Consider the following 23,708-nt stretch of genomic DNA (forward strand, 5'->3'; position numbering starts at 1 on the left):
TTTCAATAAATTGTGCGATACAATAAATCAAACCACAAAGGGTCGAATGACAACGACAGAAGCTCATATAAAATCATCCGGATGAAAAGATTGTTATATGATGTAAAAGATTAGTAGATATCATTCTTTTTGGCTAATTTTGCACGCATTATAGCTAACAAATGTAAAACGGTATTATGATGATGAAAGGGTATAGCGCATGTGTATTATTGGGACTATTGTCCATGCTGCACTTCACAACGAAGGCTCAGGAATCTAATATTCTAACAGGCAATGCCATACAGCAGGCATCACAGGCAGAAATCATAACAGACACAATTCCTTCCGTCAACCTTGACGACAAGAACTTAAATAAAATTGTAGATATCCGTTCCCAATTCGAAAAGCAAAATAAAACCTATTCCGCCCCATCTGTTCCAAACGAAAGCCTGCTCCGTTTTCTGAAAAAGGATGAATTGGAACTTTCCGAAGAAGCATTGTATTGGGCACACCTGGTACGTGATGCCTCTACAGCTTTTAATGAAAACATGACTTTCAAAGATACAATTATTGTAAACCCGTTGTTTATGCCAATCGTCTTCAAAGGAGAAGTTCTTCCTAAAGACCTGAACTTCTTTGATCCGAATTCCCTGAAACCAAAAAGCATATTAAAACCTCTTGTCCAAACTGATACAATTTTTAAAAATGAACTATTGAATCGTAAGATAGAAGATCTGGCATATCAATATGTACAAAATAACTATCCAACTTATTTCCGCTATTCATTAAATGATTTGCCCAAGGACGTCATAAAACCAAAGGCTATCAAGAAAACGACTTACGAAGATTTACCTCTAAAAATAGAAAACGAAGCTAGCTTCAGCGATGTCGATGCTCCGGTTAAATTCATCCCGGAAAGACGTTACTGGATATCACATTTTGAAAGCGCCATCCAGTTTGCACAAAATTATATCTCGCCGAACTGGCATAAAGGAGGTGTAAGTACTTTAAACCTGACAAACCGCCAATACTTCGTATACAATTATAATAAAGACAAAATACAGTTTACCAACGAACTGGAGTGGAAAACGAATCTATACACAGCGCCAAAGGATACTTTGCGCGACTATAAAATAGGCGATGACGTATTCCGCGTCCACAGCAACTTTGGTTACAGAGCATTCAATAAATGGTATTATACATTTGATGCCACATTCCAGACGCAGTTATTTTCCAATTATCAGGAAAACACAAATAACATAATGGCTGCTCTTTTAGCACCATTCAGTGTTAACCTCGGTCTCGGTATGAAATATGACCTGAATAAAAAATTTGCGAACAAACGTCATAAAAACCTGACGATGTCTATAAATCTCGCACCTCTTTCTTATACATTTATGTATAGTATAGATAAGGATATCGATTTAGGACGCCACGGTTTCAAAAAAGACGAAGCAACCGGAAAGTTCAACAACAAGTTAAGCCAGTTCGGTTCTACGGTCAATGCTACTGCTACATTCCAGTTTAACCGTAATGTAAGCTGGTATTCGCGTTTTTACTACTTCACCAGTTACGACCGCATATTGGGCGAATTTGAAAACCGGTTAACAATGGCTATCAGCCGGTTCTTCTCAACCACTATATCTTTAAACCTCCGTTATGACGATGCTGTTGCCAAAAACGAAGACTTCGATTCTTATCTTCAAATTAATGAGTTGCTTAGTTTCGGGTTTAATTACAAATGGTAAGAAGAATTGAAAATATTCACATACTAAACTTTGTTAATCATGACATAATATCTAAATAATGACTATTTTTGCCCCGGTTTTGCAATGTCGAGATTACAAATATGAGTGATAGCATAAATCATAACGGAGTAATAGAAAAGATAGAAGGAAACCTCGTCTTTGTCAGAATTACACAACAATCGGCCTGTTCAGGATGCCATGCAAAGTCTATGTGTGCAGCATCCGAATGTAAAGACAAAATTATTGAAGTTCCCGACTATACCGGAAAATTCCGGATAAACGAAAACGTTACGATTTGCGGGCAAAGTTCATTAGGTCTTCAAGCTGTGTTGCTGGCTTTTATTCTTCCCTTGATTATTGTTGTCATCGCCATAGTTATGGGCAACAACCTGCAATGGAAAGAAACCATCAGTGGACTTTGCGGCCTTTTTGTATTAGCAGTGTATTATTGCATCTTATATTTTTTACGCGATAAACTAAAAAAACGATTTATTTTTACTTTGAAAAAACTTAATTGATAATAATATCATGATTTTAATTGCCGTTATTTCTTTAGGAGTAATTGGAGCAATCGGTGCTTTGTTATTATACGCCGCCTCCAAAAAATTTGAAGTTTATGAAGATCCCCGTATTGCACAGGTTCAGGAAGCTTTACCGGGTGCAAACTGTGGAGGTTGCGGATATCCGGGATGTTCAGGCTTTGCAGGAGCTTGCGTAAAAGCTGATACTTTAGACGGGCTGTTATGTCCGGTCGGTGGAGCACCTACAATGGCAAAAGTTGCATCTATCCTGGGTAAAGAAGCCGCAAGTGCGGAACCGATGGTTGCAGTTGTCCGTTGTAACGGTACATGCTCGGTCCGCCCACGCAATAATCAATACGACGGATCTCAAAGCTGTGCCATAGCATCCACATTATATGGAGGGGAAACAGGTTGTTCCTTCGGTTGTCTGGGCTACGGAGACTGTGTAAACGTCTGTACATTCGATGCTATTCATATCAATATAGAAACCGGACTACCGGAAGTAGACGAAGAAAAATGTACCTCTTGCGGTGCCTGCGTAAAGGCTTGTCCAAAGAACATCATCGAACTGCGTAAAAAAGGCCCGAAATCCCGCCGTATTTATGTCAGCTGCGTAAATAAAGACAAAGGAGCTGTTGCAAGAAAAGCATGTACAAACGCTTGTATAGGTTGCGGTAAATGTGAGAAAGAATGTCCGTTCGAGGCAATAACCGTTACAAATAATCTTGCTTATATCGACTATACCAAATGCCGTTTATGCCGCAAGTGTGTAGCCGTATGTCCGACCGGCGCTATCCACGAATTGAACTTCCCGCCCCGCAAGGAAGCTGCGACGGACACAAAAACCGGAGCTGATAAACCAACACCTGCTCCAAAAACAGAAAAGACGCCGGTAACAAAGGAAGTTGCCGCCCCACAAGAAAAGGTCAAAGAAAAAACAAATTAAAATAAAATCTAATAGTATGCTAAGGACATTTCGAATCGGAGGTATACATCCGCCCGAAAATAAACTGTCTGCCGGTAAAAAGATTACAACGCTAGCTGCACCTAAACAGGTTATCATACCGTTAGGACAGCATATCGGTGCTCCGGCTGTTGCAGTAGTAAAGAAGGGTGACACGGTAAAAGTCGGTACGCTTCTGGCCAAAGCCGGTGGCTTTGTATCGGCCAATATCCACTCATCAGTTTCCGGCAAAGTAAATAAAATAGATAACGCTCTCGACGCAAGCGGTTACAGACGTCCCGCTATCTATATAGATGTAGAAGGAGATGATTGGGAAGAATCCATCGACCGCAACGAAACGTTGGTTAAGGATTGCAAACTATCATCTAAAGAAATCGTAGATAAAATAGCTGCTGCCGGAGTCGTAGGCTTGGGAGGGGCTACCTTCCCTACTCAGGTAAAGCTTACTCCGCCTCCGGGCAATAAGGCAGAAATTGTTATTATCAATGCTGTTGAATGCGAACCTTACCTTACATCCGACCATTCGTTGATGATGGAAAAAGGAGAACAGATCCTGGTAGGCGTTACCCTGCTAATGAAAGCTGTCAATGTGAGCAAAGCTATTATAGGCATCGAAAATAATAAACCGGATGCAATCGCTCACCTACAAAAGTTAGCAGCCAATTTCAACGGGATCGAAATCATGCCTTTGAAAGTTCAATATCCGCAAGGAGGAGAAAAACAACTGATCGACGCCGTTATCCGCCGTCAGGTGAAAAGCGGTGCACTTCCTATCTCTGCCGGAGCAGTGGTACAGAATGTAGGAACAGCTTATGCCGTTTATGAAGCAGTACAAAAGAACAAACCGTTGTTTGAACGCGTAGTTACCGTTACAGGTAAAGGCGTAGCCAATCCTTCCAACTTGTTGGTTCGCATCGGCACTCCTATCCAGGAGTTGATCAATGCGGCCGGCGGTATTCCTGAAAACACAGGCAAGATTATCGGTGGCGGCCCGATGATGGGAAAAGCTTTAATCAGCGCAGAAGTACCGGTAACAAAAGGCAGCTCCGGTGTGCTGATTATGAATAAGGAAGAATCCGTACGTAAACCTATGCGCGACTGCATCCGCTGTGCCAAATGTGTCAGTGTATGTCCAATGGGTTTAAATCCAACTCTATTGATGAACTCTACCGAATTCACAAATTGGGAACTCGCAGAAAAGAATTATATAACAGACTGTATTGAATGCGGCTCATGTAGCTATACATGTCCGGCCAATCGTCCGTTACTGGACTATATCCGTTTGGGTAAAGGTAAAGTAATGGGAATTATCAGGGCAAGAAAGTCATAAAAAAGAGCAATATGGAAAACAAATTATACGTATCGCCTTCGCCTCACATTCACGGTGGCGACAGCATAAGCAAAAATATGTACGGTGTACTGATTGCCCTTATTCCGGCTTTTCTGGTATCGCTTTACTTTTTCGGACTGGGAGCGCTCATTGTTACTGTAACATCTGTTGTCTCCTGCCTGGTATTCGAATATCTGATCCAAAAATTCCTGATGAAAAAGGAAGCAACACTATATGACGGGTCAGCTATATTAACCGGCGTTTTACTGGCATTTAATCTGCCGTCCAACCTTCCTGTCTGGATCATCGTAATCGGAGCTTTAGCAGCTATCGGTATTGGAAAAATGTCATTCGGAGGTTTGGGCAACAATATATTTAACCCGGCATTGGTAGGACGTGTATTCCTGCTGATTTCCTTCCCCGCACAAATGACTACATGGCCGGTTACCGGCGAACTGCCTATGACCTATACGGATGCTCAAACCGGAGCAACCGTATTATCATTAATGAACGAAGGAATAACCCAATTACCTTCCTACGGTAATATGTTATTGGGAAATATGGGCGGTAGTTTAGGCGAAGTCAGTGCTGTTGCATTAATACTGGGACTTATCTATATGTTATGGAAAAAAATCATTACCTGGCATATCCCGGTTTCAATACTGGCAACTGTATTTGTATTCACCGGTATTATGTATCTGGTAAATCCGCTGCAGTATGCAAATCCGTTTGTACACTTACTATCAGGAGGTTTATTATTAGGTTCCATATTCATGGCAACAGATTATGTAACATCCCCTATGAGTAAGAACGGAATGCTGGTTTACGGTGTAGGAATCGGTATTTTAACTACGGTTATCCGTTTGTTTGGTTCCTATCCGGAAGGCATGTCATTTGCCATTCTCATTATGAATGCATTTACTCCGTTGATTAACAGTTATATCAAACCTAAACATTTCGGAGGGAAGTAAGCATGAAAAAATTAAAATCGACATTACCCAATATGCTCTTATCCCTGACAATTATCTGTCTGGTAGCCGGAGCAATATTAGCAGGCGTAAATATGTACACTCTGGAACCAATTGCAGCCTCAAAAGCTGCAGCTTTGCAAAACGCAATACAGCAGGTTGTTCCGGAATTTGATAACAACCCGACTGAACAGGCTTATAAAGCTGTCACTTCCGAAGGCGATTCTTTAATCATCTATCCGGCAACGAAAGATGGTAAATTTGTAGGAGCCGCTGTAGAAAGTAACACAAAGAAAGGCTTTGGTGGTGAAATTAAAGTAATAGTAGGCTTCGATCCGGAAGGTAAGTTGCTGAATTATTCAGTACTGCAACATACAGAAACCCCGGGATTGGGTTCTAAAATGCAGGAATGGTTTCGCACGGACAAAAACAAGCAAAGCATAATTGGCCGTTCTATGACAAATGGAAATTTGTCTGTAACAAAAGACGGCGGAGATGTAGATGCCATTACGGCAGCCACTATTTCAAGCCGGGCATTTCTGGATGCAGTAAACCGCGCTTATAGTGCATACAAAGGCGGAGCCGACGGAACAAGTGGAGCTACAAGTAAAACACAAACAGAAGAAGGAGGTGAGAAATGAGCAACTTTAAGATATTGATGAACGGTATCATCAGAGAAAACCCGACTTTCGTCTTATTGCTGGGTATGTGTCCCACATTGGGTACAACCTCCTCTGCCTTGAACGGTATGAGTATGGGGTTGGCTACCATGTTCGTATTGATCTGTTCAAACATTGTAATTTCAGCGTTGAAGAACCTGATTCCTGACATGGTGCGTATACCGGCATACATTGTGGTAATCGCCACTTTCGTAACTGTCGTACAGATGTGTATGGAAGCTTTTGTTCCTGCGTTATATGCCAGCCTGGGACTCTTTATCCCTTTGATTGTAGTAAACTGTATCGTACTAGGGCGTGCCGAAGCATTTGCTGCAAAGAACGGCATTATTCCTTCTGCCTTTGACGGTTTAGGTATCGGATTAGGATTCACGATGGCTTTAACTCTATTGGGAGCTATCCGCGAAATGTTGGGAACCGGTAAATTCTTCGGCTTCTCTTTCATGCCGGAAGAATACGGTTCATTGATCTTTGTATTGGCTCCGGGTGCTTTTATTGCATTAGGCTATCTGATCGCAATTGTAAATAAACTCCGTAAAGCCTGATTATAAAAACGAACGATATGGAATATATACTTATATTTATTGCCGCTGTATTCGTCAACAACGTAGTACTGGCACAGTTTTTAGGCATTTGTCCGTTTCTTGGAGTTTCCAAGAAAGTAGAAACCGCCGCAGGCATGGGAGCTGCCGTTACATTCGTGCTTACCATTGCAACGATCGTGACCTTCCTGGTCCAGAAATATGTTCTGGACGTCTTTGGATTAGGATTCATGCAGACAATCAGCTTTATCCTTATTATTGCCGCTCTCGTGCAAATGGTGGAAATTATATTAAAGAAAGTATCTCCGGCGCTTTATCAGGCGTTGGGAGTATTCCTGCCTTTGATCACAACAAACTGCTGTATCCTGGGTGTTGCCATTCTGGTAATACAAAAAGAATATAATTTATTACAATCCGTAGTATATGCAATATCAACAGCTATTGGATTTGCGCTAGCTTTGGTTATCTTTGCAGGGATTCGGGAACAACTGGCTATGACCCATGTTCCTGAAGGCATGAAAGGCACTCCTATCGCATTGATTACTGCAGGTCTGTTAGCTATGGCTTTCATGGGATTTTCTGGTATTGTATAATTACGAATCTAAATAACACTAGAATGAAACAGAAGATTTTAGTAGCAGGCGGTACAGGCTATATTGGTTCACATACCACAGTGGAATTACAAAATGCCGGTTATGAAGTTGTCATCATTGACAACTTGTCTAATTCCAATATCGAAGTACTGGACGGTATAGAAAAGATCACAGGCATACGCCCTGAGTTTATCAAATTAGACCTGAAAGACAAAGAAGGAACCCGCGAAGCACTGAAAGCCCACCCGGGAATAAAAGGCATCATTCTTTTTGCAGCAAGCAAGGCTGTTGGCGAATCGGTTCAACAACCACTTAAATACTACCGTAATAATATTGTCACGTTGGTTAACTTGCTTGAGTTGATGCCTGAATTCGGAATTGAAGGCATTGTATTTTCTTCTTCATGCACGGTCTACGGACAACCGGATCCGAAAAACCTGCCTGTAACAGAAAATGCCCCTATCATGCCGGCCACCTCTCCTTATGGCAATACAAAGCAGATCAACGAAGAGATTATCCGCGATACAATCCATGCAGGTGCTCCTTTCAAAAGCATTATTCTCCGTTACTTTAATCCGATCGGAGCACATCCAAGTGCAGAAATCGGAGAATTACCCAACGGAGTTCCTCAGAACCTGATTCCATACCTGACGCAAACAGCAATAGGAATCCGCAAAGAATTAAGCGTTTTTGGAAATGACTACAATACCCCTGACGGTTCTTGTATCCGTGATTATATAAATGTGGTAGACCTGGCAAAAGCACACGTTATTGCCATGGACCGCATGCTGGGCAATAAAACAAAAGAGAATGTTGAAATATTCAACCTCGGAACAGGAAAAGGTGTAACCGTATTGGAATTGATCAATACATTTGAGCAAGCTACCGGTGTAAAAGTTCCTCACAAAATCGTAGGCCGCCGCGAAGGTGATATTGAAAAAGTATGGGCCAATCCGGAACGTGCCAATAAAGTTTTAGGTTGGAAATCGGAAGAGACGTTGGCCGACACACTGGCCTCCGCATGGAAATGGCAACAAAGGCTGCGCGAACGCGGTATCATGTAACAAACATAAAAATCCTATATATTGAAAGAGGATGTCCCAAATTGAAGTGGCATCCTCTTTTTATATTATGATTCGGATAAAGGCAATGTAAACCAAAAAACAGAACCTTTTCCCTCATCCGACGCAACTCCTATTTGCCCCCCCAGAAACTTGATAATCATTTTACAGATAGCCAAACCAAGTCCTGTACCTTGCTGGAAACTATCCAACTTTACAAAACGATTAAACACAATCCGGCAATCTTCGGCAGAAATACCTATCCCGGTATCGGCAACAGAGACATAAACGTCATCTATCCTTTTCTTATAGGAAATAGTAATAGAACCTTTTTTAGTAAACTTAATAGCATTCGAAAGGAAATTAAAAAGCACCTGCATAATCCGTTGTTCATCGGTATACAATACCAATGAAGGATGTTCAAAATTAAAAATAAGCTCCACTCCCGGATTTACCCGCACAACATGTACATTATATGCATCCATACATATTCCTTTCAAATCCGCATCGGCAAAATTATAATCCATTTTGCCGGATTCGATTTTCGAAAAGTCCAAAATATCATCAACAAGCTGCAGTAGCAAAGCATTATTCTTATTGATTACTTCCATATACGAATCGCGCTCTTCATGATCGTCCGCTTCGGCCAATAAACTTGAAAAACCTACGATTGCATTTAACGGAGTACGTATTTCATGGCTCATATTTGCCAGGAAAGCCGATTTCAGCCTATCGGCCTCGCGTGCTTCCACCAAAGCCATTTCACTTTCATATTCTTTGGTTATATCAGACAGGTAATAAACAACACAACTAGGTGTTCCGTCGGCATTATACCTGTAAGGTTGTACATTCGCTTCCACCCAAAGTACCTGTCCTTCAAATATTCTACGATACTTTATACTATAACTTTTTATTTCACCCCGGATCAGGCGTTCAAAATGATCATAAAACACATTTTGCCTGTCATCGGGATGAATAGCATTCAAAAAATCTTCTTTATTCCTGAAAGGCTTTATTCGTAAACGCGAGAATTTAGTATGTTCGTTTAAGTCATAATCAACGTGAATCAGATCATGCTGTACGTCATATTCCCAGATCAGAGAATCACCAATATTAACAGCAGCTTTTAAAATAGCAATCTTCTCCTGGTCTCGTTCCGCTCCTATGGACTCAGGCATTGTATGCATCTGTATATCCCGGTTTTTTTCTTCTAATGATACTAGATTACCGGTCAAATTTTTCTTTGACTCGTCTTGATGTTTATTCAGCATACATTTCACCCTCTTATTATTGGGCACAAAAATAAATAAATATTTGAATGCACAGCTATTATAAATCATCAATATGCAATAAAAATCAACACTTTTCACAAATACAAGATAATATAAAAAGGCGAACCCGTCAGGTTCGCCTTTCCTATATCTCATTCTCTTGTCAAGACAATTTATGAATTACAAGGCCTGATCGTAGCTTCGGTTCAAACCACGTAGTTTTCGGAGGCATAATGTTTCCGGTATCTGCTATATCCATTAATTGTTTCATCGTAACAGGATATAAAGCTAAAGCCACTTTCATCTCTCCGCTGTCTACCCGGCGTTTTAATTCTCCCAAACCGCGGATACCGCCTACAAAGTCGATACGTTTGTCGGAACGGAGGTCTTTGATACCCAGAATCTCATTCAATATCAGATCAGAAGATATAGTTACATCCAACACCCCTATCGGATCATTATCGTTGTATGTTCCCTGTTTTGCAGTTAAAGAATACCACTTTCCGTCCAGATAAAGGGAAAAGTTATGTAAAGCATTCGGTTTATAAATATCCGTACCCTTTTCTTCCACTATGAAATTACCGGATAGTTTTTCAAGGAACTGAGCCTCTGTCAGACCATTCAAATCTTTTACTACACGATTATAGTCTATAATGGTAAGCTGGTTGGCAGGAAAACAAACTGCCATAAAATAATTGTATTCTTCATCACCACAGTGGTTCGGATTCTGTTTTGCCTTCTCCGCTCCCACTAAAGCGGCAGCAGCGGAGCGATGATGGCCATCTGCAATATAAAGAGCCGGCATAGCCGAAAACAGCTCGGTAATACGGGCTATATCGGCCTCATCGTCTATAATCCAGAATGTATGTCCGAAACCATCCAACTGGGCAACAAAATCATATTCAGGCTGTCTGGCTGTATATTTCTTTACAATAATATCCAGCTCTGCATTATCAGGATATGCAAAGAATACAGGTTCAATATTGGCATTATTCACACGGACATGCTTCATACGGTCTTCTTCCTTATCGCGGCGTGTCAATTCATGTTTCTTGATGATGCCGTTCATATAGTCGGGAACATAAGCACCAACAACCAAACCGTATTGCGTCTTGCCGTTCATTGTCTGTGCATACACATAATAGCATTCTTTCTCATCCTGAACCAACCATCCTTTATCCTGAAATTTCCGGAAATTCTCGGCTGCCTTTTCATATACAGCAGGATCATGTTCGTCTGTACCGACAGGAAAATCTATCTCCGGTTTTATAATATGATATAAAGATTTCTCATTACCTTTCGCCTCTTCTCTCGCTTCCTCCGAATTTAAAACATCATAAGGACGAGAAGCTACTTGTCCGATCAAATCTTTGGGCGGACGAATACCTTTAAAAGGTTTAATTTTTGCCATAATTCACGGTGTTTTTAATGAATATAGAAATCCGGCTTTTCATATTATGAATTAATTCACTCTGAATTTCTGATTACCTGTACAAAGGAAATCTTCTATTTGTCTTGCAGCAGCAATACCGGCATTTATATTTGCCTCGGCAGTCTGTGCCCCCATCTTTTTGGGAGTTCCGAAATAACGTTCGGGATACTTGGCAGCCAATTCTGCATCGATAGCCGGTTTAATATCTGTCATATATTTGAAATCAGGACGTTCTTCAAACATTTTAGCCAAGCCTGCCTCATCTATCACCTCCTTACGGGCCGTATTTACAATAATAGCTCCTTTGGGCATCGAGTTCATCAATTCAAAGTTGATAGAATTCTTTGTTTCGGCAGTTGCCGGAATATGTAATGATACAATCTGGCATTCCTTGAAAAGATCGGCAGTAGATGCAACAGCCCTTATACCGTCATTCTCTATTACCTGAGCATGACAATGGGCATCATATGCACAAATATCCATACCGAAGCCTTTAGCTATACGGCCTACATTACGTCCCACATTGCCATAAGCCAAAATACCCAGCTTCTTCCCTTTCAACTCCGTACCGGAAGCTCCGTTATAGAAATTGCGCACGGCATATACCAACATACCGAATACCAGTTCAGCTACAGCATTCGAGTTCTGCCCCGGCGTATTCATCACACAAACCTTATGGGCTGTTGCAGCAGCCAGGTCTATATTATCATAACCAGCACCTGCACGGACTACTATTTTCAGTTTTTTTGCTGCATCAAACACTTCGGCATCTATAATATCACTACGGACAATCATAGCCTCCACATCCTTCACAGCATCCAATAACTGTTGCTTTTCCGTATACTTTTCCAGCAGGACTAATTCGTCGCCTGCTCCTTCTACTACTTCACGAATACCTTTCACAGCTACCGCTGCGAAAGGTTTGTCTGTTGCCACTAATACTTTTGCCATAATCAATGTGTTCTTTCAAATTCTTTCATGCAAACAATCAAAGCCTCAACGCTGCTCTTAGGCATAGCGTTATACAAAGAAGCGCGGAATCCGCCTACCGAACGGTGTCCCTTAATACCTACCATACCGGCAGCAGAAGCAAACTTGCTGAATTCGTCTTCCAAGTCTTTGTATTCATCGTTCATTATGAAACAAACATTCATAATAGAACGGTCTTCTACAGCAACGGTACCTTTAAACAACTTGTTACGGTCTATTTCATCATACAATATAGCTGCATTTTCTTTGTCTTTCTTTTCCATAACAGCCACACCGCCCTGCTCCTTATACCATTTCAATGTTTGCAATGCTGAATAAATCGGCAACACTGGAGGGGTGTTAAACATAGAATCTTTATCAACGTGTGTCTTATACTTCAACATGGTAGGGATAAGACGGTCTACATGTTCCAAAGCGTCTACACGGACGATAGCCAACGTTACACCTGCAGGAGCCAGGTTTTTCTGTGCGCCGGCATAGATAACGTCATATTTGGATATGTCAATCGGACGTGAGAATATATCGGAAGACATATCTGCAACCAAACGAACCTTCATATCCGGATCGTAACGCATTTCTGTTCCGTAAATCGTGTTGTTCGAAGTAAAGTGGAAATAATCGGAATCTTCGGCTACCTTATAATTTTTAGGAATATAAGTATAGTTAGCATCCTTTGAAGAAGCTACTACATCTACTTCACCAAACAGTTTTGCTTCTTTAATGGCCTTGGAAGCCCATGTACCGGTATCCAGGTAAGAAGCTTTCTTGTTCAACAAATTATATGGTACCATACAGAACTGCATGCTTGCTCCGCCACCCATAAATACAACTTCATAACCGGCAGGAACATCCAGTAATTCTTTAATTAATGCACGCGCTTCGTCATTGACTGCTACAAATTCCTTTCCTCTGTGGGAAACTTCAAGAATTGACAACCCCGTACCTGCAAAGTTCTCAACCGCAGCAGCGGTATTTTTAATTGTGTATTCACTCAGGATAGAGGGACCTGCAGAAAAATTGTGCTTCTTCATACCAATGTCTTTTTTGAATGTTATAATAATTTTAGTAACGTGTTTTTCAAAACAGGCGGCTAATGTACGCATTTAATTGATAATTGAAAACCAAAATCCGAAAATTATAATCAAAACGATACAAATATACACCCATACACTAACGTTTCTCCCTAATTCTCAACATTCTTCCCGTCATTTAGCCATTATCTTTTTATTTAGTTTCAACTTTCAATTATCCGTTTCCGGTTATTAAAACCTATCTCCCCAAAGCCTCTTCATCTGCTCCACCAACTTACTTTCGGCAGGATTCTCCTGCCCTATCCACAAACGTTCGTTCCGGACTTCCTTCGGCAGATACTCCTGTTTGACAAAATGGCCGGCATAGTCGTGTGCATACTTGTATTCTTTTCCATAATCAAGTTCAGCCATTAGTTTAGTCGGTGCATTCCTTAAATGCAAAGGTACCGGCAAATTTCCGGTTCGTTCCACCAGGTCAAGAGCAGCATTGATCGCCATATACGAAGAATTGCTTTTGGGGCTGCAAGCCAGATAAACCGTAGTTTCGGCAAGGATAATACGGCCTTCGGGCCAGCCTATCTTTTTTAAGGCGTCAAAGCAGGCATTTGCCAGTAACAAAGCATTGGGATTTGCCAGTCCTATATCTTCGGAAGCCGATATAAGCAACCTGCGTGCTATAAACTCAGGGTCTTCCCCTCCTGCCACCATACGTGCCAGCCAGTAGATAGCTCCATCCGGATCACTCCCGCGGATAGATTTGATAAAGGCCGATATAATATCGTAGTGCATTTCGCCTCCTTTATCATACGCCGCCGGATTCTCCTGCAAACGCTCCACAACCTTAGCATCCGTTATTTCTATATCCTTTTCGCTTTCCTCGGCCGAAACCACCAATTCCAGAATGTTTAGCAGTTTGCGCGCATCCCCTCCGGAATATCGCAGCATAGCATCCGTCCCGGTAAGCGTAATGTTCTTTTCTTTCAGCACGATGTCTTCCGTTACCGCTTTATTAAGCAAGGTCAGCAGATCGTTTTTATCCAGCGATTTCAGCACATACACCTGACAGCGCGAAAGCAGTGGGCGTATCACCTCAAACGAAGGGTTTTCCGTCGTAGCGCCAATCAGCGTAACCACTCCCGTTTCAACCGCATTCAGCAACGAGTCTTGTTGTGCTTTGCTGAAACGATGTATTTCGTCTATAAACATGATAGGCGATACGGCATTGAAAAAGCGGTTATTCTTAGCCTGGTCTATCACCTCGCGTACATCCTTCACGCCCGAGCTAATCGCACTCAGCGTATAAAACGGCGCTTCGAGCTTGTTCGCTATAATCTGCGCCAACGTTGTCTTTCCCACACCCGGAGGTCCCCAAAGGATAAACGAAGGTACGCGCCCTGCATCTATCATCTTTCTGAGCACAGCCCCTTGTCCTACCAAATGTTTCTGTCCGATATAATCGTCCAGTGTCTTCGGACGCAATCTTTCTGCTAACGGTTGATTCATCATGTTGGCAAAAGTCGCATATTTTATTCATTTATCAAAGGGGAAGGAAAGAAATTTACAGTTCAAAACAGATGTTAAACAGCAGCATTTACTATCAAAAAGTAAGCATATATCCCAACAACACGCCATATACAGAGATATATGCTTACTATATGTTTGTTTATTTATGATTTATTTTACATTCACCTTTTCCAGCAAATCCGTCCCCGCCCTAAATTTTACACTTCGCCGCGGCCGTACTGTTACCGGAGTTCCTGTCTGTGGATTGCGCCCCGGCCGCTCCGTTTAGTTTCAAAGGGTAAAGGCGCCGAATCCCTGAAAGCAAACCTTCTCACCTTTGCTTACCTCGTCGCCCACAATATCTATCAAGATATTCAGAAGCAACAGGTAAAACAAAGTTTCCGCTCTTCCATATCTTATTTGTACCATCTATCCTATTAGTAGTATTTGCCTCAGCCACAATAAAAACAAATTCTGCTTCTGCGAAAACACAACAGACTGAAAACTCGAAGCTTTTTAGTACATTTGCGCCTTCTTTAATACATTACGCGAACCGGCAGGAGTTAAAGGAGAAGAGAAGTTAAAAAAGCAAGGGGTCAAGTAGACAAGTAGTTAAGTAGAAATAGCCTGTTATTCTTAACTACTTGACTTCTAACAAATAAAACGAGAGATAACTACTGCTGATTCGCATACATTAATATATAATAGAGAATGATTTCAGTAGACGGACTAACAGTTGAATTTGGCGGAAGCGCCCTATTTTCGGATGTATCTTTTGTGATAAATGAAAAAGACCGTATTGCCCTGATGGGTAAGAACGGGGCAGGTAAATCAACGTTGTTGAAGATACTTGCCGGTGTACGCGAGCCAACCCGTGGAAAAGTTTCCGCCCCTAAAGATACAGTCATAGCCTATCTCCCTCAGCATCTGATGACGGAAGACGGACGCACCGTTTTTGAAGAAACAGCCCAGGCTTTTGCCCATTTGCACGAAATGGAAGCTGAAATTAATGCTATCAACAAAGAGCTGGAAACACGCACAGACTATGAGTCGGACAGTTACATGGAACTGATCGAACGTGTGTCAGCTCTCAGCGAAAAGTTTTATTCGATTGAAGAGATCAACTACGATGCCGACATAGAAAAGACGTTACTGGGCTTAGGTTTCAAGCGCGAAGATTTTACCCGGCAAACCAGCGAATTCAGTGGTGGATGGCGGATGCGTATCGAACTGGCTAAGCTACTGCTTCAGAAACCGGATGTGTTGTTGTTGGACGAGCCAACCAACCACCTCGACATTGAATCTATACAATGGCTTGAAGATTTTTTGATCGATAACGGACAGGCAGTTGTGGTAATCAGCCACGACCGCGCTTTTGTAGACCGTATCACCACACGCACTATTGAAGTGACAATGGGACGCATCTACGATTATAAAGTAAACTACAGCCAATATCTTCAACTGCGTAAGGAACGCCGCGAGCAGCAACAAAAGGCTTTTGACGAACAACAGAAATTTATTGCCGATACCAGAGAATTTATCGAACGCTTCAAAGGTACTTATTCTAAAACCCTGCAGGTACAAAGCCGTGTAAAGATGCTTGAAAAACTGGATATACTGGAAGTAGACGAAGAAGATACCTCGGCCTTACGCCTTAAGTTTCCACCTTCTCCCCGCTCCGGCTCTTACCCGGTGATGATAGAAGGTGTAACAAAAAGCTACGGGGATCATACCGTATTCCGTAATGCAAACCTGACGATAGAACGCGGCGACAAGATTGCTTTCGTTGGAAAAAACGGAGAAGGTAAATCTACATTGGTGAAGTGCATCATGAAAGAAATAGAGCACGATGGCACACTAACAATCGGCCATAATGTAATGATCGGTTATTTTGCACAGAACCAGGCATCCATGCTGGATGAAAACCTGACGGTATTCCAGACCATCGACGACGTAGCACAAGGCGATATCCGCAACAAGATAAAAGACTTGCTGGGTGCATTCATGTTCGGAGGTGAAAATTCGGCCAAGAAAGTAAAGGTGCTTTCAGGAGGAGAACGTACGCGACTGGCAATGATAAAGCTGCTACTGGAACCTGTAAACCTGCTGATTCTGGATGAGCCGACCAACCACCTGGACATGAAGACAAAAGACATCCTGAAACAAGCACTGCTCGATTTTGACGGGACATTGATTGTTGTATCACACGACCGAGACTTCCTGGATGGCCTTGTAACAAAGGTATATGAGTTCGGCAACCAAAAAGTGACCGAACATCTGGAAGGTATTTACGAATTCATGCAACGTAAGAAAATGGAAAACCTCCGCGAGTTGGAACGGAAAAGCTAAATATATAAATCATCCCAATGTTTTTGGAAAATCATCCCGATCATTTTATAAAAACATCAGGATGATTTTCCAAAGCATGTTTATATCCGGACGCCCACACTCAGCATGACATCGTAAGTGGAGCTTTCAATATCATCATAATATTTATAATGTGTACGGCGGGAAAAATAGCGGTTGCTTAAAATAATACTCCATCTGTTTTTTATCAGATAGAACAGTTTTGCAGAAAATACCGTTAAACGCGCATGACCGGTATCGCCTTGCACATTCAGCGTTGTAGGATCGATCTCATTCCAATTTATATCCGGGTCATATCCTTTCCAGGTAAAAAGATGATAGTTTTCAATATCCAGCAGAAGCCCCCATCTTTTATTGTAACTCAGACCCGTATAAGCCTTCACACTATAACCGCTACCCAGATTGTAATCGCGTTCAGCCAATTTCAGGTAATCGGATACACTGGCGCCAAGAGCAACCCCGGTAGCATAAAATTCGGTAAATACATCCACCTTGTCATCCGGAGTAGATTCTTTATAATAGATAAGACCTCCCCCTATTGCCGCAGCTTCCGATATACGATAAGGTGCCACTTCTTTATCACTATTCGAACGGAGTTCGGAATCGTAGTAGTCAAAATGCTGGAAAACACCAACCGTCAATGCACGAGGTCCTTTATTCCATACTCTTTTCCCCCATAAAGCTCCTACAGCATTTACCTGGCTGATGACTGGTTGGGCGGAAAACAGATCCATTCCGAAACGAAACTGGAACCATTCGTATGGAGAATAAAATTCGTCATAAAAAGGATCGCCATAATCCAAACGGAAATTTATATTCAGACTCGTAGTACCATTCTTTGAATTCTCTTGCTCTGCCAGGAAGCGGGGTCCCATACTCACGATAAAATTTATCGGTACGGAAGAATAGGTACGCCCTTTAGAAGGGCTACGGCGCCAAGCCTCTCCCGTTATAATACGGTTAAGTGCACGGACGGGGGATAACACACCTGTCAATACTTCGCGCCCGACACGCTCCATACCCGAAGTACGGTTATCGATAAACAAATCCGATAAACGATAAGTGATTTCACCCAACTCTACCCCACCGAAGGTGGTAGCCAACATGTCGTTAATAGAGGGAGGCTCATTTTCCATAAAAAACTCCCACATCAAACTGCCTCCCGCTGAAAAAGGAATTGATTGCCAAAAGTTCAGCCCATTGCTACGTGCAGCATTAAAATACAGGGAACCGTGATACGGATGAGAGAAAAGATTAGTTGAAAACTTGTCTGTATCCCATACCGGACCTTTTCTAAAATTACTTTTGATCGTATTCCAGTTTATATGGGCAAAATCTTCATTCATTGCATAGCGGTCGAAAGCCCATACAGCCATATTAAGTCCGAAGACTTCTCCGGCTGCCCTCCAAGGATGACGGGGAACAAAAAGGGCTGAATCACTGACATAATTACGACTTTTCATTCTGGGAAAATGTTGTCCCCATAACCACTGAACCGAAATAAAAAATAATAACCCTGATAACAAATATCTTTTCATTCGTATACTCTTTACACCTTCACTACTATCATTTTACCCGCAAACTTATGTATTATAAACAGTACTATATTCGTTTGGTTTAAATTATTGTTAGGTATTCTTAATATAAAGAGCGATATTCCAAACTATTCCATATTTTTGCAGAAAAAACATAATGATAGATTTTATCACATTCTGCGACTATACGGGCACGTTTGCATTCGCAATAAGCGGCATAAGGTTAGCCTCTGCCAAGCAATTTGATTGGTTCGGTGCATACGTTATCGGGGTAGTAACAGCCGTAGGAGGTGGAACAATACGCGATATATTACTAAATGCAACCCCTTTCTGGATGGAGCAGGCCTCCTATCTTACAATATCGGCTGTGGCGCTGTTATTTGTAATCATATTCAGGAAATATGTAATCAGCCTGAACAATACGTTCTTTATATTCGATGCTATCGGGTTGGGATTATTCGGCGTCGTAGGTATAGAAAAAGCTCTGTCATTCGGTTTCCCGATGTGGGTAGCTATCGTAATGGGGACAATAACAGGGGCATTCGGAGGTATGATACGCGACATACTGATAAACGAGGTGCCTTTGATATTCCGTAAAGATATTTATGCATTGGCCTGCGTGCTGGGAGGAGTTGTATATTATATATGTATGCTGTTGTCGTTTAGTCCCCCTCTCACTCAGCTTATTGCAGCTGCCAGTATATTTATCTCCCGTATATTGGCTGTAAAGTATCATATAAGTGTACCTGTATTAAGAGGAGAAGAATAATAATTTATTACCTTTGTGTCCCAATGACAGCTAATATGAATAACGAACAGGGAAAAGCCTCTATCCTGCTGATATATACAGGCGGAACTATCGGAATGATGGAAAACTCGGAAACGGGTGTACTGGAATCTTTCAACTTCCAGCATCTTAAAGACAATATGCCTGAACTGAAAAAACTCGGTTATTCCGTTTCTACCATACAATTCGATCCTCCTATGGATTCTTCGGAGATGGGGCCGGAATCCTGGATGAAGATTGTAAAAATCATTGCCGACAATTACCAGCAATATGACGGATTTGTCGTATTGCACGGTACGGACACAATGTCTTTTACGGCCTCAGCCCTGAGCTTCATGCTCGAAAATCTTAGTAAACCGGTTATCCTGACAGGTTCGCAACTACCTATCGGAATGTTAAGGACAGATGGAAAGGAAAACCTGATCACAGCCATCGAAATAGCTGCTGCAAAAGAAAACGGAATGCCTATCGTCCCAGAGGTATGTGTTTTCTTTGAAAATGATTTGCTGCGCGGAAACCGGACAAGTAAGATCAATGCAGATAACTTTAATGCATTCCGTTCATATAACTACCCGGCATTGGCGCATGCCGGTATATATATCAAATACGATACCGGACAAATATATCATCCGGTATCGCGTAAACCGCTTAAACCGCATTATCTGCTGGACCGGAATATCGCCATATTAAAACTGTTTCCGGGTATTTCTCCACAAGTGATAGAAAGTATCCTAAATATCCCCGGACTGAAAGGTGTAGTAATGGAGACATTCGGTAGCGGAAATGCACCGTCGCAGGAATGGTTCCTGAAGATGTTGAAAGAGGCGGTAGACCGTGGCATTGTAATTGTAAATGTTACTCAATGTAGCGGGGGAAGCGTTGAAATGCACCGCTATGAAACAGGGCACAAATTATTGGAAGCCGGTGTAATAAGCGGCTTTGACAGTACAACAGAAAGTGCAGTAACAAAACTTATGTTCCTTTTCGGCCACGGGTTAAGCCCCGAGGAAGTAAAGGATCACATGAATTGCTCACTCATCGGGGAAGTAACAATCCCCGAATCATTCCGTCCCTGAACAAATGGACGGAAAACACTATGTAGAACACAAAAGCAGTGATGCGGAATAAAAGATCATGAAACTATCATTTCTTAGTTTAGCAAGCGGAAGCAGTGGAAACTGTTATTATCTGGGAACCCCTGAATTCGGGGTACTGATTGATGCAGGTATCGGTATCCGCACTATAAAAAAAGTGTTGAAAGACAAAGCGATTAACTTCTCAAAAATCGTAGCGGTCTTAATTACCCACGACCATGCAGATCATATAAAAACGGTTGGCTATTTAGGCGAAAAGCTTTGTATTCCCGTTTACAGTACGGAAGGGGTACACGAAGGCATCGAGAAAAGCCGCTACGTTGAAGAAACATTAATTGGTTCACGCAAGATTATAGAAAAAGAAGTTCCTTTTATGATACGGGATTTCAAGATTACCGCTTTTGAGGTTCCCCATGACAGCACAGACAATGTCGGTTATCATATCGAATATGAAAACCATAAATTCACTTTTGCTACCGATGTCGGACATATCACCGATACCGTAAGCAAATATATGTGTCTGGCTACAGATCTGATCATAGAGGCCAATTATGACGAAGAAATGTTGAAATTCGGTACTTACCCGGCATTCCTAAAAGAACGCGTTGCAAGTCCGACCGGCCATCTGAGCAACAGGGAAGCTGCCGAATTTATTGCGACACACTATGATCCGAAACTGAAAAACATCTGGTTATGCCACCTCAGCCGTGATAATAACCATCCGGAGCTGGCTTACAAAACAATCGACATACGCCTTTTTGAAGAAGGTATACGGGTTGGGAAAGATGTCGCCCTTGTTGCTTTAAAGCGCACCACTCCTTCTGATATATTCGAATTTGAATAGATATACATTAAAAAAGACAATGAAAAGTTTGCAGGGAAAAATTAAAACAATATCTTTGCACCCGCAATCGAGAAACAAACGATAGCAAGAATGACTTGGTAGCTCAGTTGGTAGAGCAAATGACTCTTAATCATTGGGTCGAGGGTTCGAGCCCCTCCCAGGTCACTCAATAAAACAAGCCAACAACAACATTCTGACTTGGTAGCTCAGTTGGTAGAGCAAATGACTCTTAATCATTGGGTCGAGAGTTCGAGCCTCTCCCAGGTCACATCAACAAACAGCATTTTTACAGGATCAATTGTAAAGTGCTGTTTTTGTTTTTAAACACTTCTGTCCGATTCATAAATCGGGAGATATCCTTGATATATGTATCCCCTTTTTTATTTTAAGTTATATTTTCTATTTGACGACTTGTAAATATTGAATCCCATATCTCCAATAAGTTGTATTTTTCGCTCATTTTCAGCCTGTTTTATAGCTGAATTATTAAGGTGGCATTTTTAATACTAACAATCATTAAAGATGTGTTTATTTCTGTTTATTATTTATATTTTTGAAACATCAATCAATAGTGATAGGGTAATAAATAATTAATTAAAAAATAATATCATATGAACGCCTTACTATTTCAGAAAAAATTATTGAGCATGCAAGAAAATATGATGAATTTTGCATTAATGCTCACAGCAAACAGAGACGATGCTCAGGATTTGATGCAAGACACAACGCTGAAGGTATTGGATAATCAGGAAAAATTCGTTGATAATATCAATTTCAAGGGTTGGGTTTTGACCGTTATGCGTAATATTTTCATAAACAATTATCATAAAATTGTAAGAACACAAACGGTTGTAGACCAAGGAGTGGATCTGTACAATTTGGATGTTGTGAATGATTCGGGATTCGATACGCCGGACGGCGCTTACCAGATTCAGGAAATTACGAAAGCTATTAATAGTTTGAATAATGAATTGAAGATACCATTTTCTATGTTTCTGAGTGGTTATAAATATAATGAGATCGCAGATAAACTGAATGTACCTCTGGGAACAGTGAAGAGCCGTATTTTCTTTGCCCGTCAGGAACTGCAGAAAATTCTAAAAGATTTCAGGCATGGTTAAATAATTACACAACATAATTTAAGCCGCCTTACTGACTGCAGCAAGACGGCTTTTGAATAATAAAACCATCTACTTTTGCGTAATCAAAAGGAATGGGAAATGACCTTAACATATCCATCATCTCTGATGCGGACGGCAATATATTCATAAGTTCACCTAATCATATCCAAGAAGTAATTTTATATGATATAAACGGCCACTTATTAAATAAACAACTTACAGGAAGCAATCAAACTGTTTCCATTTCGTATAAAGAATACCCTGCTGGTATTTACATTATTCATATATACACATCCAAAGGTAAAAGTAGTCATAAGTTTATAAAGAACCGATAAACAAAACAAAGGCCTAAGTAGAAAATTACTTAGGCCTCTTGGCTTGTTTATAAGCGGGTTCTACCAACTTTTTTTCTTGATACATTGTTTATAATAAAACAACAAATGAAAGATGAAAAATAGAATTACTTTAAAACGAGTAGCTGCTATCCACGATTTATCAGGTTTTGGCAAATGTTCGTTAACAGTAGCGCTTCCCATCCTATCCGCAGCAGGCATAGAGGCCAGTGTCCTGCCAACAGCCGTTTTATCTACCCATACAGGAGGTTTTGACGGATATACTTACAGAGATCTTACTGATGACATGCGCCCTATCATTAAACATTGGAAGTCATTAGATATTCAATTTGATGCTATATACACAGGCTTTCTAGGCTCGTTCGAACAACTGGATATTGTAAAAGAATTCATTCGGGAATTCAAGACAAACAACAACCTGGTTCTTATTGACCCGGTAATGGCGGACAATGGAGAATTATATAAAATATTCACTCCTGATTTTGCCAAAGGTATGAGATCTCTGTGTGAAAAAGCTGATATTATCGTACCAAACCTTACCGAAGCAGCGTTGCTTCTGGATGAACCTTACAAAGCAGGACCTTATTCGCAAGCCTATATTGAAAGTATATTAAGGAAGTTAAGCAAATTAGGCCCTCAAAAAGTTGTATTGACCGGCGTATATTTCAAAGAAGACGAATTAGGAGCGGCTACTTATGAAAAAGTTTCCAACACAACAGGATACTTCTTCATAAAAAGAATACCGGGTTACTATCATGGCACCGGAGATGTTTTTGCCAGTGCTTTACTATCTGCCTTACTTAATAATTTTAGTTTAGTAGAATCTGCAGCCATCGCAGTACGTTTTACAGCAAGTAGCATATTAAAAACATACAAGGCAAAAACAGATTACCGGTTCGGGGTCAATTTCGAACAAAGCATTCCCGAATTTTTAAAAGAACTAAAACTAGTATAAGATAGTTCCAATTTTATTTTCCATCTTTGCATAATACAAGTT

The 23,708-nt window shown here is 41.2% G+C and carries 21 protein-coding genes, 2 tRNA genes and 2 pseudogenes; 18 read left to right on the top strand and 7 right to left on the bottom strand.

Features of this window, described 5'->3' with window-relative positions:
* Positions 1-176 precede the first annotated feature (176 nt).
* The 9 genes and pseudogenes from ACYIB7_RS09925 to galE all read left to right on the top strand — a co-directional run bounded on the left by ACYIB7_RS09925 (position 177) and on the right by galE (position 8,386).
* Positions 177-1,727 carry a DUF3078 domain-containing protein gene (locus ACYIB7_RS09925; RefSeq protein ID WP_103982198.1) on the top strand — a complete coding sequence of 517 codons (1,551 nt, stop codon included), beginning with the start codon at positions 177-179 and terminating at the stop codon, positions 1,725-1,727.
* 101 nt (positions 1,728-1,828) lie between these two features.
* The gene (locus ACYIB7_RS09930) at positions 1,829-2,245 is read left to right on the top strand and encodes a SoxR reducing system RseC family protein (protein WP_103982199.1); all 417 of its coding nucleotides are present in this window, start codon (positions 1,829-1,831) and stop codon (positions 2,243-2,245) included.
* 10 nt (positions 2,246-2,255) lie between these two features.
* Positions 2,256-3,194, top strand: coding sequence for a Fe-S cluster domain-containing protein (locus ACYIB7_RS09935; protein ID WP_103982200.1), 939 nt, complete (start codon positions 2,256-2,258; stop codon positions 3,192-3,194).
* Positions 3,195-3,210: 16 nt separating this feature from the next.
* Complete coding sequence (gene rsxC / locus ACYIB7_RS09940; RefSeq protein ID WP_103982201.1) at positions 3,211-4,542, top strand: electron transport complex subunit RsxC; 1,332 nt, start codon at positions 3,211-3,213, stop codon at positions 4,540-4,542.
* A gap of 11 nt (positions 4,543-4,553) precedes the next feature.
* Positions 4,554-5,524, top strand: a pseudogene (locus tag ACYIB7_RS09945) (RnfABCDGE type electron transport complex subunit D); the annotation flags it as partial.
* Positions 5,516-6,151, top strand: a complete 636-nt coding sequence (locus ACYIB7_RS09950; protein ID WP_480338471.1) for an RnfABCDGE type electron transport complex subunit G — start codon at positions 5,516-5,518, stop codon at positions 6,149-6,151. The pseudogene ACYIB7_RS09945 and the gene ACYIB7_RS09950, both read left to right, overlap by 9 nt.
* Positions 6,148-6,732, top strand: coding sequence for an RnfABCDGE type electron transport complex subunit E (locus tag ACYIB7_RS09955; protein ID WP_480336936.1), 585 nt, complete (start codon positions 6,148-6,150; stop codon positions 6,730-6,732). Before ACYIB7_RS09950 ends, ACYIB7_RS09955 begins: the two co-directional genes overlap by 4 nt.
* 17 nt (positions 6,733-6,749) lie before the next feature.
* Positions 6,750-7,322, top strand: a complete 573-nt coding sequence (gene rsxA / locus ACYIB7_RS09960; RefSeq protein ID WP_099465101.1) for an electron transport complex subunit RsxA — start codon at positions 6,750-6,752, stop codon at positions 7,320-7,322.
* A 23-nt stretch (positions 7,323-7,345) separates the two neighbouring features.
* The gene (gene galE, locus ACYIB7_RS09965) at positions 7,346-8,386 is read left to right on the top strand and encodes a UDP-glucose 4-epimerase GalE (RefSeq protein ID WP_480336938.1); all 1,041 of its coding nucleotides are present in this window, start codon (positions 7,346-7,348) and stop codon (positions 8,384-8,386) included.
* Positions 8,387-8,451: 65 nt separating this feature from the next.
* Here galE and ACYIB7_RS09970 read toward each other — a convergent pair whose 3' ends face one another.
* From ACYIB7_RS09970 to ACYIB7_RS09995, 6 genes and pseudogenes are all read right to left on the bottom strand, one after another.
* Entirely contained in the window at positions 8,452-9,654 is a 1,203-nt protein-coding gene (locus tag ACYIB7_RS09970) for a PAS domain-containing sensor histidine kinase (protein ID WP_480336940.1), read from the bottom strand.
* 163 nt (positions 9,655-9,817) lie between these two features.
* Positions 9,818-11,065, bottom strand: a complete 1,248-nt coding sequence (locus ACYIB7_RS09975) for a DUF1015 domain-containing protein (RefSeq protein ID WP_480336941.1) — start codon at positions 11,063-11,065, stop codon at positions 9,818-9,820.
* Between the two features lie 51 nt (positions 11,066-11,116).
* Positions 11,117-12,037, bottom strand: a complete 921-nt coding sequence (locus tag ACYIB7_RS09980; RefSeq protein WP_103982208.1) for an NAD(P)-dependent oxidoreductase — start codon at positions 12,035-12,037, stop codon at positions 11,117-11,119.
* A 2-nt stretch (positions 12,038-12,039) separates the two neighbouring features.
* A complete protein-coding gene (gene serC / locus ACYIB7_RS09985; protein ID WP_480336942.1) occupies positions 12,040-13,107 on the bottom strand; it encodes a 3-phosphoserine/phosphohydroxythreonine transaminase in 1,068 nt (355 codons plus the stop codon).
* 231 nt (positions 13,108-13,338) lie between these two features.
* Positions 13,339-14,613, bottom strand: a complete 1,275-nt coding sequence (locus ACYIB7_RS09990) for a replication-associated recombination protein A (protein WP_103982209.1) — start codon at positions 14,611-14,613, stop codon at positions 13,339-13,341.
* A 168-nt stretch (positions 14,614-14,781) separates the two neighbouring features.
* Positions 14,782-14,844 (bottom strand): annotated as a pseudogene (locus ACYIB7_RS09995) (hypothetical protein); the annotation flags it as partial.
* Positions 14,845-15,321: 477 nt separating this feature from the next.
* Between ACYIB7_RS09995 and ACYIB7_RS10000 the strand changes: the two are divergent.
* Positions 15,322-16,959, top strand: a complete 1,638-nt coding sequence (locus ACYIB7_RS10000; RefSeq protein WP_099465095.1) for an ABC-F family ATP-binding cassette domain-containing protein — start codon at positions 15,322-15,324, stop codon at positions 16,957-16,959.
* Between the two features lie 80 nt (positions 16,960-17,039).
* On the opposite strand, the gene ACYIB7_RS10005 is transcribed toward ACYIB7_RS10000, so the two are convergent.
* Positions 17,040-18,515, bottom strand: a complete 1,476-nt coding sequence (locus ACYIB7_RS10005) for a DUF3943 domain-containing protein (protein ID WP_103982210.1) — start codon at positions 18,513-18,515, stop codon at positions 17,040-17,042.
* Between the two features lie 154 nt (positions 18,516-18,669).
* On the opposite strand from ACYIB7_RS10005, the gene ACYIB7_RS10010 reads away from it, so the two are divergent.
* The 8 genes from ACYIB7_RS10010 (at position 18,670) to ACYIB7_RS10045 (ending at position 23,666) form a co-directional block, all read left to right on the top strand.
* Entirely contained in the window at positions 18,670-19,281 is a 612-nt protein-coding gene (locus ACYIB7_RS10010) for a trimeric intracellular cation channel family protein (protein WP_103982211.1), read from the top strand.
* A 23-nt stretch (positions 19,282-19,304) separates the two neighbouring features.
* The gene (locus ACYIB7_RS10015) at positions 19,305-20,375 is read left to right on the top strand and encodes an asparaginase (RefSeq protein WP_103982212.1); all 1,071 of its coding nucleotides are present in this window, start codon (positions 19,305-19,307) and stop codon (positions 20,373-20,375) included.
* 58 nt (positions 20,376-20,433) lie between these two features.
* Entirely contained in the window at positions 20,434-21,237 is an 804-nt protein-coding gene (locus ACYIB7_RS10020) for an MBL fold metallo-hydrolase (RefSeq protein ID WP_099465091.1), read from the top strand.
* 92 nt (positions 21,238-21,329) lie between these two features.
* Positions 21,330-21,402: transfer RNA gene (locus tag ACYIB7_RS10025), tRNA-Lys, on the top strand.
* A 30-nt stretch (positions 21,403-21,432) separates the two neighbouring features.
* Positions 21,433-21,505 (top strand) — tRNA-Lys (locus tag ACYIB7_RS10030).
* A gap of 343 nt (positions 21,506-21,848) precedes the next feature.
* Complete coding sequence (locus ACYIB7_RS10035; protein WP_099465090.1) at positions 21,849-22,358, top strand: RNA polymerase sigma factor; 510 nt, start codon at positions 21,849-21,851, stop codon at positions 22,356-22,358.
* A 92-nt stretch (positions 22,359-22,450) separates the two neighbouring features.
* Positions 22,451-22,693: a T9SS type A sorting domain-containing protein gene (locus ACYIB7_RS10040; protein ID WP_103982213.1), complete on the top strand. Its 243-nt coding sequence runs from the start codon at positions 22,451-22,453 to the stop codon at positions 22,691-22,693.
* Positions 22,694-22,805: 112 nt separating this feature from the next.
* A complete protein-coding gene (locus tag ACYIB7_RS10045; RefSeq protein WP_103982214.1) occupies positions 22,806-23,666 on the top strand; it encodes a pyridoxamine kinase in 861 nt (286 codons plus the stop codon).
* Positions 23,667-23,708: the final 42 nt, after the last annotated feature.

The organism is Parabacteroides sp. KHUB-03 (genome assembly GCF_056640975.1).